Annotated in this window: 16 protein-coding genes and 1 tRNA gene; 11 read left to right on the plus strand and 6 right to left on the minus strand. The window is 67.0% G+C overall.

The genetic code is table 11. The features are described from left to right. The first annotated feature begins 49 nt into the window (after positions 1-49). Together CFB81_RS00980 and CFB81_RS00985 are read left to right on the plus strand one after the other, a co-directional pair. Entirely contained in the window at positions 50-1,132 is a 1,083-nt protein-coding gene (locus CFB81_RS00980; protein WP_069618688.1) for a nitronate monooxygenase family protein, read from the plus strand. 437 nt (positions 1,133-1,569) lie between these two features. Then, positions 1,570-2,712, plus strand: coding sequence for a branched-chain amino acid ABC transporter substrate-binding protein (locus tag CFB81_RS00985; RefSeq protein ID WP_069618687.1), 1,143 nt, complete (start codon positions 1,570-1,572; stop codon positions 2,710-2,712). A gap of 89 nt (positions 2,713-2,801) precedes the next feature. Here the strand turns inward: CFB81_RS00985 and CFB81_RS00990 are convergent, their stop codons facing one another. Continuing rightward, on the minus strand, positions 2,802-3,914 hold the full coding sequence (locus CFB81_RS00990; protein WP_306427147.1) for an MFS transporter: 1,113 nt from the start codon (positions 3,912-3,914) through the stop codon (positions 2,802-2,804). 344 nt (positions 3,915-4,258) lie between these two features. On the opposite strand from CFB81_RS00990, the gene CFB81_RS00995 reads away from it, so the two are divergent. The 3 genes from CFB81_RS00995 (at position 4,259) to CFB81_RS01005 (ending at position 6,972) form a co-directional block, all read left to right on the plus strand. Beyond that, entirely contained in the window at positions 4,259-4,918 is a 660-nt protein-coding gene (locus tag CFB81_RS00995; protein ID WP_089434389.1) for a HugZ family protein, read from the plus strand. 359 nt (positions 4,919-5,277) lie between these two features. Beyond that, a complete protein-coding gene (locus CFB81_RS01000) occupies positions 5,278-5,571 on the plus strand; it encodes an H-NS family nucleoid-associated regulatory protein (RefSeq protein WP_034209561.1) in 294 nt (97 codons plus the stop codon). A gap of 243 nt (positions 5,572-5,814) precedes the next feature. Then, positions 5,815-6,972 carry a cation diffusion facilitator family transporter gene (locus tag CFB81_RS01005; RefSeq protein WP_069618684.1) on the plus strand — a complete coding sequence of 386 codons (1,158 nt, stop codon included), beginning with the start codon at positions 5,815-5,817 and terminating at the stop codon, positions 6,970-6,972. A gap of 39 nt (positions 6,973-7,011) precedes the next feature. Here CFB81_RS01005 and CFB81_RS01010 read toward each other — a convergent pair whose 3' ends face one another. From CFB81_RS01010 to CFB81_RS01020, 3 genes are all read right to left on the minus strand, one after another. Further along, positions 7,012-7,482 carry an Lrp/AsnC family transcriptional regulator gene (locus CFB81_RS01010; RefSeq protein ID WP_006477376.1) on the minus strand — a complete coding sequence of 157 codons (471 nt, stop codon included), beginning with the start codon at positions 7,480-7,482 and terminating at the stop codon, positions 7,012-7,014. 79 nt (positions 7,483-7,561) lie between these two features. Further along, on the minus strand, positions 7,562-8,221 hold the full coding sequence (locus tag CFB81_RS01015; protein WP_069618683.1) for an exonuclease: 660 nt from the start codon (positions 8,219-8,221) through the stop codon (positions 7,562-7,564). Beyond that, on the minus strand, positions 8,218-8,862 hold the full coding sequence (locus CFB81_RS01020; RefSeq protein ID WP_089434390.1) for an MBL fold metallo-hydrolase: 645 nt from the start codon (positions 8,860-8,862) through the stop codon (positions 8,218-8,220). Before CFB81_RS01020 ends, CFB81_RS01015 begins: the two co-directional genes overlap by 4 nt. Before the next feature lie 656 nt (positions 8,863-9,518). On the opposite strand from CFB81_RS01020, the gene CFB81_RS01025 reads away from it, so the two are divergent. Continuing rightward, positions 9,519-10,130: a septal ring lytic transglycosylase RlpA family protein gene (locus tag CFB81_RS01025; protein WP_069618681.1), complete on the plus strand. Its 612-nt coding sequence runs from the start codon at positions 9,519-9,521 to the stop codon at positions 10,128-10,130. Between the two features lie 102 nt (positions 10,131-10,232). Here CFB81_RS01025 and rsmI read toward each other — a convergent pair whose 3' ends face one another. Continuing rightward, positions 10,233-11,120 (minus strand): 16S rRNA (cytidine(1402)-2'-O)-methyltransferase, encoded by an 888-nt coding sequence (gene rsmI / locus CFB81_RS01030; RefSeq protein ID WP_089434391.1) that lies wholly within the window; start codon positions 11,118-11,120, stop codon positions 10,233-10,235. A gap of 46 nt (positions 11,121-11,166) precedes the next feature. On the opposite strand from rsmI, the gene CFB81_RS01035 reads away from it, so the two are divergent. The 5 genes from CFB81_RS01035 (at position 11,167) to CFB81_RS01055 (ending at position 13,624) form a co-directional block, all read left to right on the plus strand. Next, positions 11,167-11,595, plus strand: a complete 429-nt coding sequence (locus tag CFB81_RS01035; RefSeq protein WP_179235896.1) for a YraN family protein — start codon at positions 11,167-11,169, stop codon at positions 11,593-11,595. 126 nt (positions 11,596-11,721) lie between these two features. Next, positions 11,722-12,306, plus strand: coding sequence for an SIS domain-containing protein (locus tag CFB81_RS01040; protein WP_089434393.1), 585 nt, complete (start codon positions 11,722-11,724; stop codon positions 12,304-12,306). Between the two features lie 17 nt (positions 12,307-12,323). After that, positions 12,324-13,124, plus strand: a complete 801-nt coding sequence (locus CFB81_RS01045) for a BON domain-containing protein (protein ID WP_050011839.1) — start codon at positions 12,324-12,326, stop codon at positions 13,122-13,124. After that, a complete protein-coding gene (locus CFB81_RS01050) occupies positions 13,121-13,483 on the plus strand; it encodes a c-type cytochrome (protein WP_069618678.1) in 363 nt (120 codons plus the stop codon). Before CFB81_RS01045 ends, CFB81_RS01050 begins: the two co-directional genes overlap by 4 nt. 65 nt (positions 13,484-13,548) lie before the next feature. Beyond that, a tRNA-Ala gene (locus tag CFB81_RS01055) sits at positions 13,549-13,624 on the plus strand. Between the two features lie 67 nt (positions 13,625-13,691). Here the strand turns inward: CFB81_RS01055 and CFB81_RS01060 are convergent. Then, positions 13,692-14,003 carry a hypothetical protein gene (locus CFB81_RS01060; RefSeq protein WP_089434394.1) on the minus strand — a complete coding sequence of 104 codons (312 nt, stop codon included), beginning with the start codon at positions 14,001-14,003 and terminating at the stop codon, positions 13,692-13,694. Positions 14,004-14,062: the final 59 nt, after the last annotated feature.

The raw sequence follows: 14,062 nt of genomic DNA on the forward strand, positions 1-14,062 counted from the left end.
CGTCGGCCTTTACAAAGCGCTTTCGCGCATCGTCATCGAAGGATTCGCCATGTCTGCCCGCTCGTTTTCCACCCCCTTTTCCGAACGCTTCGGCCTGCGCCTGCCGCTCGTGCAGGCGCCGATGGTCGGCGCGACCACGACCGCGATGGTCGCCGCCGCGTCGAATGCCGGTGCGCTCGGCAGCCTCGGCGCCGGCGCGCTCGCGCCCGAACGTATCGAGGCCGAAGTCGCCGCGATCCGCGCGGCGACCGGTCGCCCGTTCGCGATCAACCTGTTCGTGTTGCCCGATGAAGTCGCACCCGACGCGGCGACCGTCGCGCGCGCGCTGGCGGCGATCGACCCGCTGAATGCCACGCTCGGCTTGCCGCCGGGCACGGCGCCCGCGCGCTACGCACCTGATTTCCGCGCGCAACTCGATGCGCTCGTCGCGCTGCGCGTGCCGGTCGCGAGCTTCACGTTCGGCGTGCTCGACGCGGCCGACGTCGCACGCCTGAAAGCCGCCGGCACCTATGTGATCGGCACCGCGACGCACGTGGCCGAAGGGCTCGCGTGGCAGGCGGCCGGCGCCGACGCGATCTCCGCGCAGGGCGCCGAGGCGGGCGGCCATCGCGGCACCTTCATCGGTGCCGCCGACGACGCGCTGATCGGCACGCTCGCGCTCGTTCCGCAGCTCGTCGACGCGACGGGCCTGCCGGTGCTGGCCGCGGGCGGCATCATGGACGGCCGCGGGATCGCGGCCGCGCTCGCGCTCGGCGCGCAGGCCGCGCAACTCGGTACCGCGTTCCTCACGTGCGCGGAAAGCGCGATCGCGGCGGACTGGAAGGCGCGCCTGCTCGCGAGCGCCGATACGTCGACGCAAGTGACGCGCGCGATCACCGGCCGTCACGCACGCGGGCTGCGCAACACGCTGATGGCGCGGCTCGGCGAGCACGCGGCCGACGTCCCACCGTATCCGGTGCAGAATGCACTGACCCAGCCGCTGCGCCAGGCGGCCGCGCGCGCGAACGACGGCGACTACCTGTCGCTGTGGGCCGGCCAGGGCGCGCCGCTCGCGCGGCGGCGCGGCGATGCGCTGACGACGTCGCAACTGGTCGCCGCGCTCGATGCGGAATGGCGCGCATCGGCTGCCTGAACACCATGTCCGCCGCTTGAACCGTCCATGTCGGGCGACGAAACGCGCGGGGTGTCACGCGCGTTTCATTCAATGATCCAGGTCACAAAATACCGAATCGAAATACCCGCGCGAATCGATTGAAACAACCTTTCGACAGTGTGTCGAAATTAGCGGAAACCCTTATCCGCCGGGGCTTACAGCGCGATTCGAGACATCCTTCCAGCGCGCGCATATCGGTAGTGTTACCACTATCCTAAAAAAGTCCCACAAATTAATTTGATCACCTACACTTGCGCGCAAGTACGAGCGGGCGGCTGCTAAAAGCGGCGGTTTTCACGTGCTTGAGGCCAAGTGCATGAAGGATGCAACCGGCGAATCGTCCAGTGATTGCAAACACGGGGATGGCAGCGGGGCACCGGGCGATGGCGTTTTTTGGGACCGAACTGGAGACTTACATGAATATCAAGATGCAAAAGCTGTTGCCGATCACCGCAGCGGCAATGCTGTGCGCTGCAGCTGCAAGCAACGCGTCCGCCGATCAAGTCGTCAAGATCGGCCACGTCGCGCCGTTGACGGGCGGCATTGCACACCTGGGCAAGGACAACGAAAACGGCGCGCGTCTCGCAGTCGAGGAGATCAACGCCAAGGGTCTCACGATCGGCGGCCAGAAGATCACGCTGCAACTCGACCCGCAGGATGACGCCGCCGACCCGCGGCAGGCGACGCAGGTTGCGCAGAAGCTCGTCGACGACAAGGTCGTCGCGGTGGTCGGCCACCTGAACTCGGGCACGTCGATCCCGGCCTCGAAGATCTACAGCGACGCGGGCATCGTGCAGATCTCGCCGTCGGCGACCAACCCGGCCTACACGCAGCAAGGCTTCAAGACCACGTACCGCGTGGTGGCGACCGATGCGCAGCAGGGCCCGGCACTGGCGAACTACGCGCACTCGAAGGGCATCAAGAGCGTGGCGGTGGTCGACGATTCGACCGCGTACGGCCAGGGTCTCGCGAACGAGTTCGAGAAGAAGGCGAAGGCGCTCGGCCTGAAGGTGATGTCGCATGACGCGACGAACGACAAGGCGGTCGACTTCCGCGCGATTCTGACGAAGATCAAGGGCGAAAACCCGGACGCGATCATGTACGGCGGCATGGACGCCACCGGCGGCCCGTTCGCGAAACAGGCGAAGCAGCTCGGCCTGCGCGCGAAGATCTTCGCGGGCGACGGCGTGTGCACGGAAAAGCTGGCCGACCTGGCCGGCGACGCGACCGACAACATCGTGTGCTCGGAAGCCGGTGCCTCGCTCGAGAAGATGCCGGGCGGCGCAGCGTTCAAGGCGAAGTACGAGAAGCGCTTCGGCCAGCCGATCCAGATCTACGCACCGTTCACGTATGACGCCGTGTACATCATCGCCGACGCGATGAAGCGCGCGAACTCGACCGACACGGCGAAGATCCTCGCGGCGATGCCGGCGACGAAGTACACGGGCGTGATCGGCACGACGACCTTCGACTCGAAGGGCGACCTGCAGCACGGCGTGATTTCGCTGTACAACTACAAGAGCGGCAAGAAGTCGCTGCTCGACGAAGTGAAGATGTAACGCACCAGCGGTCGACAGAAGGGGTGAAAGCGCGCATGCGGCAACGCATGCGCGCTTTCTTTTTGGGCCCGGCTTGTGCCGCCGCGCCGTCAGATCTTCAGGTGTGCGAGCACCCGGGGTGCGACGAGCGCGACGAGCGCCGCGCACAGCGCGACGACCGACAGGCCGATCGTCAGGTTCGCGGCCTGTGCGACCGCGCCGATCACGACCGGACCGAACAGCAGTCCGAAATACGCGAGCCCGGCCACGTGCGCGAGCCCTTCGGCCGCGTGGATGCCCTTCACGCGCGCGGCGGCCGCGAACAGTACCGGCATCATGTTGGCCAGCCCGAGGCCCATCAGCGTGAAACCGGTCAGCACCGCGACCGGATTCGGCAGCAGCAGCGCGCCGATCATCCCCGCGCAGGCGAGCGACGCGCTCGCGAACACGAGCTGCGGCGCGCCGAAGCGGGCGCGCACCGCGTCGCCCGCGAAGCGCGCGATGGCCATCCCGCCGGAGAACGCCGCGTACGCGGCGCTCGCGAGCGCGGGGCTCGCCGCGACGACGTCGCGCATGTAGACGGTCGCCCAGTCGTACATCGCGCCTTCGGCGATCAGCGCGATCAGCGCGATGCCGCCGAGCATCCACAACGCGGGCGAGCGCCAGCGGTTGCCGCCGCCGTGCACCTGTTCGTGGTGCGGCACGTGCGGCAGCACGGCCGGGCTCGCGGCCACGAGCACCGCGGCGCTCGCCGCCGCCGCGAGCGCGAGATGCGCGACCGGCGCCATGCCGGCCGACAGCAGCGCGCCGCCGGCCGCCGCGCCGGCCATCCCGCCGATGCTGAACATCCCGTGCAGCGACGACATGATCGGCTTGCCGAGCGCGATCTCGACCGCGCTGGCCTCGGCGTTCATCGCGACGTCGAGCGTCGCCATCGAGAAGCCGAACAGCGCGAGCACCACGAGCAGCATCCAGTAGTCGGGCACGACGAGGATCAGCGCCGCGCACGCGGACATCACGAGCCCGCCGGCGAGGCACGCGGTGCGCGAGCCGACGCGCGCGATCCAGCGCGCGATGGTCAGCATCGCGGCGATCGACCCGCCGGCGACCGCGAACAGCGCGATCGACAGCAACCCGGGGCTCAGCGCGAACTTGTCGCGCACGGTCGGCACGTGCACGCCCCACGACGCGTACATCATGCCGGCGACGAAGAACAGCGCCATCGACGCCGTGCGCGCGCGCTGGCGGGCCGGCAGCGGCAGCACGCGATGCGCGTCGGGCGGCGTGGCGAACGGGGACGGCGATTCGGAGGAAGAGGATTCGGACACGGGAAGGGCTCGTCAGGAAAATGCGCGGGCGCACGCGGCGCCGTCGGATTTGTCCGATTCTATCGAACCGCTTACGATCCTGCCGGCGATGGCCGTTCGGCCGATGCGCGGGCGATCGGGCCGTCCCGCGGCAGCGGCCCCGTGGCGCATTGGCCGTTTGGCCGATGCGCGGCGTGCGGCGCCCGCGGGTAACATCGAAACCCTGGCCGACGCGCCGCCTTTCGACCGCAGGAGTCACCTTGAACATCGATCCCGCCCTCGCCCTGCATCTGCTGCACCGCTGCACGTTCGGCACGCTCGCCACCCATGCGCGCGAACCGCAGGGCTTTCCGTATCCGACGGTCGTGCCGTTTGCACCCGATGCAAGCCATCGGCCGGTGATCCTGGTGAGCGGCCTGGCCGAGCACACGCGCAATCTCGCCGCCGATCCGCGTGCGGGTTTCCTCGTCGTCGACGCCAGCGACGGCGATGTGCTGAACGCCGAGCGCGCAACGCTGCTGGGCCGGTTCGCGCCGCTCGGCGACGATCCGCACGTCACCGCGCGTTACCTGCGCTACGAACCGGACGCCGCGCGCTATCTCGCGCTCGGCGATTTCGCGTTCTGGGCGCTCGAAATCGAGCGGCTGCGTCATATCGTCGGGTTCGGGCGGATGGGCTGGGTCGACGGCGCGCAGCTCGATGCGCTGCCGCCGCTCGCGTTCGACGACGAACGGGCGCTGTGGGCGGCATACGACACGGGCGACGCACGGCGCGACGGGCTCGACCTGCTTGGCGTCGATCGCCATGGCGCGGACTGGCGATGCAACGGCCGCCGCGTGCGAACGCCGTTCGACGCGCCGTCGGCCGACATCGGTGCGCTGCGCGAACAGCTGATCGCCGGCGCAACGGATGTGACGTGACGTCACGGGTCAGTGATTTGTTCGTTTAGCAAACCGCGTCATGCGGTTTTCGCGAAACTCTCGTCCGATGAAAGCTTTGATTTTTTGAATGCAGGGTAATTGCGTATGTTGAAAGACCTAATAGCCAATCGCTAATGTCCTAATCTCTATGGAGGAGCGTAAAAATTTGAGAAAAGGCCGCGGCCGGTCAAAATGACATGTACGAATTTCAATTGACCTCGGGATTTTCATGAATCCCGCTTCTATCAAATCTTTTTTGTGCTAATCTCTGCCTTCAAAAATCCGAGGCACATATATTTCATGAATGGTGAGCTGGCTGCAGACCGGCGCCATTGGTCAGATAGATAGAAAGGGAAACTATGTCTTCTTACAAGGACCTGCTGGCCCAGCGGGAGAAGCTGGAGAAGCAAATCGAAGAAGCGAAGTCGCGTGAATACGCTGAAGTGCTGAATGACGTGAAGCAGAAAATTGCCGACTACGGCTTTTCGCTCGCCGAACTCGGCCTCAGCCGCGCGAAGGCCGGCAAGGTCGGTCGTCCGCGCGCAGGCGTGGCGGCCAAGTACCGCGATCCGGAAACGGGCGCGACGTGGTCGGGGCGTGGCAAGCCGCCGCGCTGGATCGCCGGCAAGAACCGCGACCAGTTTGCGATTTAAACGTTCGTTTAGGTTGCCCGCTCTTCGAAAGAGCCGCGTGTCCGTCGAGGAGCGCGGCTTTTTTGTTTTCCGGACACCGGCGGGCCCGGCCGCGCCGTCATGAAATTGTAAGCATGTCGAGTGAATGAAAATGCGACACGTTCGCATAAGCGATTGATTTAAATGAGAAATTTGTGGGTATTGGAAGGGCTTGCGGGGCGTCTTTGATAGAATTGCGTACCGCACACCGATATCTCATATTTCATGTCCACGTTTTCCGGCGACGCGCAGAGCGCAGATAAGCACGCCGTTGCGCGCAAGAGCACGCTCGTCAGTATTGTCCTCAATGTCGTACTTGCGACATTTCAGATCGTCGTCGGTGTGATTGCGCATTCGCAAGCATTGATTGCGGACGGTGTGCATTCGATTTCCGATTTGATCTCGGATTTTGTCGTGCTGGTTGCGAATCGGCACAGCGGTGCATCGCCGGATGCCGACCACAATTACGGCCATAGCCGCTACGAGACGGTCGCGTCGCTGTTTCTCGGCGCGATCCTGATCGCGGTCGGGATCGGCATGCTCTGGCGTGCCGGCGACCGCCTCGTTAATCTCGAAAACATTCCGGCCGTGCATTTTTCCGCGCTGATCGTTGCGCTGACGGTGCTCGTGTCGAAGGAAGCGCTGTTTCGCTACATGCTGCGCGAAGCGCGGCGCGTGCGCTCCGCGATGCTCGTCGCCAACGCATGGCATGCGCGTTCGGATGCGGCGTCGTCGCTCGTCGTCGCGATCGGCATCGTCGGCAGCCTGGCCGGTGTGCGGCTGCTCGATCCGATCGCGGCGGCGATCGTCGGCTTCATGGTCGCGCGCATGGGCTGGACGTTCGGCTATGACGCGTTGCAGGACCTCTCCGACCGCGCGCTCGACACGGCCGACACGGCCGAGATTCGCGCGTTGCTCGTCGCGACGCCCGGCGTGCGCGACGTGCACGACCTGCGCACGCGCAAGATGGGCGATGCCGCGCTCGTGGACGCGCACATCCTCGTCGATCCGAAGATCTCCGTCTCCGAAGGGCACTACATCGCCGAGACCGCGCGGGCGCGCGTGCTGTCCGACCCGCGCGTGCTCGATGCGCTGATCCATGTCGATCCGGAGAACGATGCGGCGCGCCGTCCGGCGCTCGCGCTGCCGCCGCGCGGGGAGCTCGCGGCACGGCTCGAGGCCGCGCTCGCGCAGCGCGGGCTGCATGCGGCGGCGATCAACCTGCATTACCTGAGTACCGGGCTCGAGGTCGACGTGACGCTCGACGGCGATCCGCGCGACACCGATGCGGCGCTCGCCGGCCGGCTCGACATCGACACGCTGAAGCGCGAGTTCGGCGCGCGCCGGATCGGCTTCACGCGCACGCTGCCCGTGCAGACGTGACGGCCGCGAACGCGGCCCGCCGCAGGGCAGGTCCGCGCGTTACAGCGGCAGTTGCGTGTCGAACTTGATTTCGCGCAGCACGACGCTCGTGCGCACCTGCGACACGGCGGGGATCTTGAAGATGCGTTCGTGCAGGAACACGTCGTAGGCCTTGATGTCCGGCGCGACGATCTTGAGGATGTAATCGGCTTCGCCGGTCGTGCTGTAGCACTCGGTGACTTCCGGGCAGGTCGCGATCTCGCGCTCGAACTGCTCGACGCCGCCTTCGTTGTGCCGCGTCAGGTGCACATGCGCGAGCGCGCAGACGTGCAGGCCGAGTTTCTCTCGATCGAGCAGCGCGGTGTAGCGCTGGATCACGCCCGACTGTTCCATGTCCTTGATGCGGCGCCAGCACGGCGTGCTCGACAGCCCGACCTGGTCGGAGATTTCCTGAACGGAACGGCGCGCGTCGAGCTGCAACAGGCGAAGGATTTTTTGCGAAAAGGAATCGAGCGTCACCTGCGCCTCCATGCGGCAGCTACAACACGCTGAATGTTAGAGGGCCGGGGAAGGAAAGGCAATCTGGCGACGCGCCGTTGAGCGAGATTCGCTAATTTGCTCGCGGATCCGTGGGATTTTGTCCCGCCCCCGCGCTTTCCGACCGATCGGTATCCGACACCGCCAGGCCCGCCAGCGCGGCCTGCTGCCGACGCAGGTCGGCGAGCATGTTGCAGAACAGCGCGCCTTGCTCGATCGCGTCGTCGAGCGCGACGTGCGTGTGCGGATGATCGTCGAACCAGTGCTTCGGAAAGCGCGGCTTGATCGCCTTGCGGTACGGCAGGCCCGTCATCGCGAACGCGAGCGTCTTGATGTCGAGCGCCGACCACGAGAACGGGCAGCGCCCCGCGAACCGCATCATGTACCAGAACATGAACGTGAAATCGAAGCCGGCCGGCATCGCGACGAACACCGGCTTGCCGGGCAGCGCCTCGACCCATTCGACGTAGGCGACCAGCGCCGCGTCGGGCGCCTGCAGGTCGCGCCGGCAGGCGGCCCAGGCTTCCGGCTCGGTCTTCCACCACGCTTCCTGCACCGGGTGCGCGTGCGCGCCCGGCAGCGTCTCGAGGTTCGCGGAGAACGTCGCGATCAGCTGCTTGTCCTCGGTATAGGCGGCCGACGCGAAGCTCAGCATCGAATGCGGGCCGGGAATCGGCCCGTCGGCTTCGACGTCGGTGCTGACGTAAATCTCCGGGATGGCGGTCTGGTTCATCCGAATGCCTTGTCGGACACGAACGGGTTCGTGCGGCGCTCGTCGCCGAACGTCGACACCGGGCCGTGACCGGGCACGAACGTGACGTCGTCGCCGAGCGGCCACAGCTTTTCCTTGATCGAACGGACGAGATCCTCGTGATTGCCGCGCGGGAAATCGGTCCGGCCGATCGAGCCCGCGAACAGCACGTCGCCGACGATCGCGAGGCGATGCGCGCGGCTGAAGAACACGACGTGGCCGGGCGTGTGGCCCGGGCAGTGATAGACCTCGAGCGTCTCGTCGCCGAACCGCACGGTGTCGCCGTCGTTCAGCCAGTGGTCGGGCTCGAACACGTCGGCGGCCGGAAAGCCGAAGCGCTCGCTCTGCGTCGGCAGCTTCTCGATCCAGAAGCGCTCTTCTTCCTGCGGCCCCTCGATCGGCACGCCGTAGCGCGTCGCGAGCGTCTTCGCGCCCGCGCAGTGATCGATGTGCCCGTGCGTGAGCAGCACCTTCTCGACCTGCACGTTCTGCCGCGCGACTTCCTGTTCGATCCGGTCGAGATCGCCGCCCGGATCGACGACGGCGGCGCGGCCCGTCTTCTCGCAGACGAGCAGCGAGCAGTTCTGCTGGAACGGCGTGACCGGAATGAGCGTGACTTTCATGGAGGCACCGGCGGCTAAAAGGAGCGATTGTACCGGTCGCGCGCGCGGCCTGCCGGGCGTGCGATGCATGCCGCGGCACGCGGATCAGGGCATTCCCGGAGCATGCCGATTGTTACAACCATAGCGAGAATCAATGGCCCGCCGGGGGCCCTTTTCGAGACAAGGTTTTGATTTATGTATAATGCGCCCCATTGCGCGTGAATTTCACGCCATTCGCTGGTGTATCGGCCCCGTTAAACGAGGCGTCCGATTCACCGTCAAGCATCAGCCGCCGGGGAGTCCGGCGGTGTATCCAGCACCGAGCAGTCGGTGCTCACGTCTTGTCCGGCCGGGTGCTGCGCGCCCGCCTGCGGCCCTGCTGCCGCGCCGCCGGATGAGGCCTGTGCCGCCGTTCCTGTGCGTTGGTCGTAGCGACGCGCGCGAACGTGGAGCCATGTTCGATGGCGGCATGTGGGGTCTGGTCAGGCTGTTGGGGACAGGTTGCGCCAGACGTGAAAGCTAATCAGGACGGTTGCGGCCTAGACGAACGCCGCGCCCATGCTAGCCGCCTGCTCGCATTCGAGCGGGGCGTGCACGCATTTGCCGTCCGGGCCGCTGTGTCTGCGTTGTGAAGCAGCGTTGTATCGATGCGGCCCGAACCAGAAGGCGACACGTCGATGAATTTACGTTTTCCGAGCCGATTCGGAACCATTGCATTGTTTTTTGCGCTGACGGGCTGTGCGGTGCCATCCAGCCAGACCACCGGCAGCGTGAGCCAGAAGAAGGCGGTCGACAAGACCGCCGCTGCCGCGAAGGCGGACGACGACAAGCAGCCGCTCAATTTCGATTCCGCGCTGGCATCGATGCCGGCTGCCGACAGCAAGGACGCGAAGAAGTCGTCGCTGGCGGACGCCGAGCCGATCGACGGCAAGGATGTGTCCGATTTCCGCCAGAGCGGCCGCGCATCGTGGTACGGGCGGGATTTCCACGGCCGCCGCACCGCGAACGGCGAACGCTTCAACATGAACGCGTTCACCGCCGCGCACCGCACGCTGCCGCTGTCGTCGTACATCAAGGTGACGAACGCATCGACCGGCAAGTGGGTCGTCGTGAAGGTCAACGATCGCGGGCCGTTCAAGCGCGGCCGCGTGCTCGACCTGTCGTATGCGGCGGCCAAGGTGATCGGCCTCGTGCACGCCGGCACGGGCCGCGTGAAGATCGAAGGGCTGTCGCCGCGGGAAGCGCGCGAGGCGCGTGACGAAATGTTCGCGTCGATCTCGGCGAAGTAACGCGGCGCAACAATCCGGCGTAACCACCCGGCGGCTCGTCCGCTCATGCGCAAAGGGCTGCCTTCCGGCAGCCCTTTGTCGTTTCCGCGCGGTGTCGTCGCGTCAGTCTTCCTTGTCTTCCTTCAGCACGAGCGCACGTGCATACAGCATGTTGCGCGATGCGCCCGTCAGCGCGGCCGCGAGCTTGGCCGCGCTCTTCACCGGCACCTCTTCCAGCAACAGCCTGAGCAATGCGTCGTGCGCGGTGTCGTCGGCTTCGCCGCTTGTCGCCGGCGCGCCTTCGACGACCAGCACGAACTCGCCGCGCTGCCGGTTCGCATCGCCGGCGAGCCAGCTCTGTCCTTCGGCCAGGGTGCCCTGGAACAACTGCTCGTGTAGCTTGGTGAGTTCGCGCGCGATCAGCAGCCGGCGCGCGGGGCCGAACGCGTCGGCGAGCGCGTCGACCGTTTCGGCGATCCGGTGCGGCGCTTCGTAGAACACCAGCGCGTACGGGTGCGACGCCAGCGCCTGCAGCGCGGTCGCGCGCTGTTTCGCCTTCGGCGGCAGGAAGCCCGCGAACGTGAACGCGCCGGCCCAGTCGCCGGCCACGCTCAGCGCGGTCACGGCCGCGCTCGCGCCCGGCAGCGGAATCACCGCGAAGCCGGCCGCGCGCACGGCGTCGACGAGCCGCGCGCCGGGGTCCGAGATGCCTGGCGTGCCGGCGTCCGACACGTAGGCCACGCGTTCGCCGCCACGCAGCAGTTCGATCACGCGCTGCGCGGCCTCGCGTTCGTTGTGCTCGTGCACGGCCACGAGCGGTTTCGAGATCCCGTAGCGGGCGAGCAGCTGGCCCGTGTTGCGGGTGTCTTCGGCCGCGATGCGGTCGGCGAGGCCGAGCACGTGCAGCGCGCGCAGCGTGATGTCGGCCGTATTGCCGATCGGCGTGGCGACCACGTAGAGCGCGGCGTCCGGGTAGTGCTGCGTATGCGCGAGTTCGAGGAGGGCAGTCATGGCAGGCAATGCACGCAAGCGCGGCACGAGCGGAACAAGGACGGCATTGTGCCACGCGGCGCCGGCGCGGCCGGAGAGCGCGCGCGATCGGCCGCGTTCGGGCGACAACTTTTCCGGCGCGGCGCGATCCAAACCGGTCGGCGCCGCGTTCGAGCAGCGCGCGCGGCAGTTTCTCGAGCGCCGCGGCCTCGCGTTCGTCGCCGCGAACGTGACGATGCGCGGCGGCGAGCTCGATCTCGTGATGCGCGAGCCCGACGGCATGCTCGTGTTCGTCGAAGTGCGCGCGCGGCGCAGCACCCGGCATGGCGGCGCGGCCGCGAGCGTCGGCTGGCGCAAGCGGCGGCGTCTGGTCGCGGCCGCGCTGCAGTTCTGGTCGCGGCACGGCGGCGGCGCCGCGTGCCGTTTCGACGTCGTCGCGTTCGAGGCCGGACGGCTGGCGTGGCTGCGCGACGCATTTCGTACCGACGATGCATAGCCGCGAGCTGTGACGAGATGTAAAGAGTTCTCGCCGGACCCCCGGAGAGGGTGCCGGAGTACGGTAAACTCGCCGCACCCACGATGTCGCGCGCGTGGTGCCGCGCGCCCAGTTCACCAGGAATCGATGTCAGTCGAACGTATTCAGCAACAATTCCGCGACAGCGCCGCGCTTCACGCCGAAGCGGCCGACGCGTTGTCGCTGCCGATCGCAGCCGCGGTCGATGCGATGTTCGCCGCACTGGCGAACGGCAACAAGATCGTCGCGTGCGGTGACGGCCCGTCGGCCGCCGCCGCGCAGTACCTCGCCGCGTCGCTCGTCGGCGGTTTCGAGCGCGAGCGTCCGGGCCTGCCCGCGATCGCGCTGGCCACCGACGCATCGCAGGCCGGCCTCGCGGGCGCGGCGGCGGCCGAGCAGTTGTTCGCGCAGCAGGTGCGCGTGCTGGGCCAGACGGGCGACATCCTGCTGGTGCTCGACGCGCTCGGCGCATCGCCGCGCGTGCTCGCGGCGATCGACGAGGCGCACGAGCGCGAGATGACCGTCGTCGCATTGACGGGCGGCAACGACCACACGGTCGCGGCCGTGCTGTCCGATACCGATATTCCGATCAGCGTGCCCGCCGTTCGCGCGGCGCGCATCCACGAAGTCCATCTGCTGACCATCCACTGCCTGTGCGACGGCATCGACGCGATGCTGCTGGGTGAGGATTGAACGAAGGAGAGCCGTCGATGAATCAAAGCCGCGTCAAACAGACGCTCGTCAGAACCACGCTGCTCGCCGCGCTGACGGCGGGCCTCGCCGTGTCGCTGCAGGGTTGTGTGCTCGGGGTCGTGGGCGCAGCGGCCGGCGGCGGCGCGCTGATCGCGACCGATCGCCGCACGCTCGGCGCGCAGACCGAGGATCGCGAGATCCAGGTCAAGTCGCTCACGCAGATCAACAACGGGCTGCCGGACCAGTCGCACGTGAACGTGACGGTGTTCAATCGCCGCGTGCTGCTGACGGGCGAAGTGCCGAACGATGCGTCGAAGCAGCGCGCCGAGGAAATCGTGCGCGGCATCAACAACGTGAACGGCATCGTCAACGAGCTGTCGGTCGGGCCGGCGTCGTCGCTGTCGTCGCGCGCGAACGACTCGTACCTCGAAGGGCGCGTGAAGTCGGAGCTGATCGCGACGAAGGGCATCTCGGCGAACTACTACAAGGTCGTCAGCGAACGCGGCAATCTTTACCTGATGGGGCTCGTCACGGTGGACGAAGGCAATCGCGGCGCGGAAGCGGCGAGCCAGGTGCCGGGCGTCGAGAAGGTCGTGAAGGTGTTCCAGTACGTGAAGCCGCAGGACGCGCAGGCGCTGCAGGACGCGTCGCCCGCGAGCGGCGCATCCGGCGCGCAGGCGGCTGCCGCCCCGGCGGACAGCGCGACGGTGGGCGCGGTGCCCGATGCGTCGGTGCAGTCCGCACCGCTGCAGCCGCCCGCGCCGATCTCGAATTCGTCGAGCGTGCATCCGGGCAATCCGAAGGCGAAGGCGCAATGACGGGCAGGCAGATGAAGCAGATCAAACGATGGATCGCGCAGGGCGCGGCGGCCGCGGCGCTCGTGGCCGGCACGCTGGGCGCCGCGCACGCGGACGTCGGCGACGGCCTGAAGGTTGCCCGCAGCAACGCGTGCATGGGCTGCCACGCGGTCGACCGCAAGCTCGTCGGCCCGTCGTTCAAGGATATCGCGGCGCGCTACAAGTCCGATCCGCAGGCGGTCGCGAAGCTGTCGAAGAAGGTGAAGGACGGCGGCTCGGGCGTCTGGGGCGCGATTCCGATGCCCGCGCATCCGCGCATGAGCGACGCCGACGTCCGGTCGGTGGTCGAATGGGTGCTGGCCGGCGCGCCGTCAAAATAACGCGTCGGGGTGACGTAACCCCTATTGCCAAGCGCGGAAATGCGTGTGTATGATGATCGACTGTTGGGGCGGTAGCTCAGCTGGGAGAGCGTCGCGTTCGCAATGCGAAGGTCGGGAGTTCGATCCTCCTCCGCTCCACCAACGGAATTCGAAAGGCCCGATCGCGAGATCGGGCCTTTTTGTTTTTCGCGTGACCTTGACCGACGCGCTAAGTTGCCAGCGCGTGGATCAATCTGAACGTCGGCACCGACAACACGGCGAACCCCACCGTCATGACCGCGAGCACCGCGGTCCTCTTCCGCAGCAGCACGCAGAGAGCGATCGACAGCCCGCAGAACGCGCAGGTCAGAATGAAGATCCACGACAGCGCCGCATAGCCCGCCCCGCCTTCGAAGTTCGATACGTTCTGCGTGATCCGGGTCGCGAGATATCCGGCGACGGTCATGCTCGCGGGCAGGCACAGCACCGAATACAGCACGAAGACGATGATCTGCCGCGGTGTCGGATCGGGTGACGTCATGGCGAGCGCGTTTTTTTGCGGATGGACGAGGGCACCCGACCGTCCGCCGCGCGGGCCGA

This window comes from Burkholderia sp. AU28863 (assembly GCF_002223195.1).
Classification (GTDB): Bacteria; Pseudomonadota; Gammaproteobacteria; order Burkholderiales; family Burkholderiaceae; genus Burkholderia; species Burkholderia sola.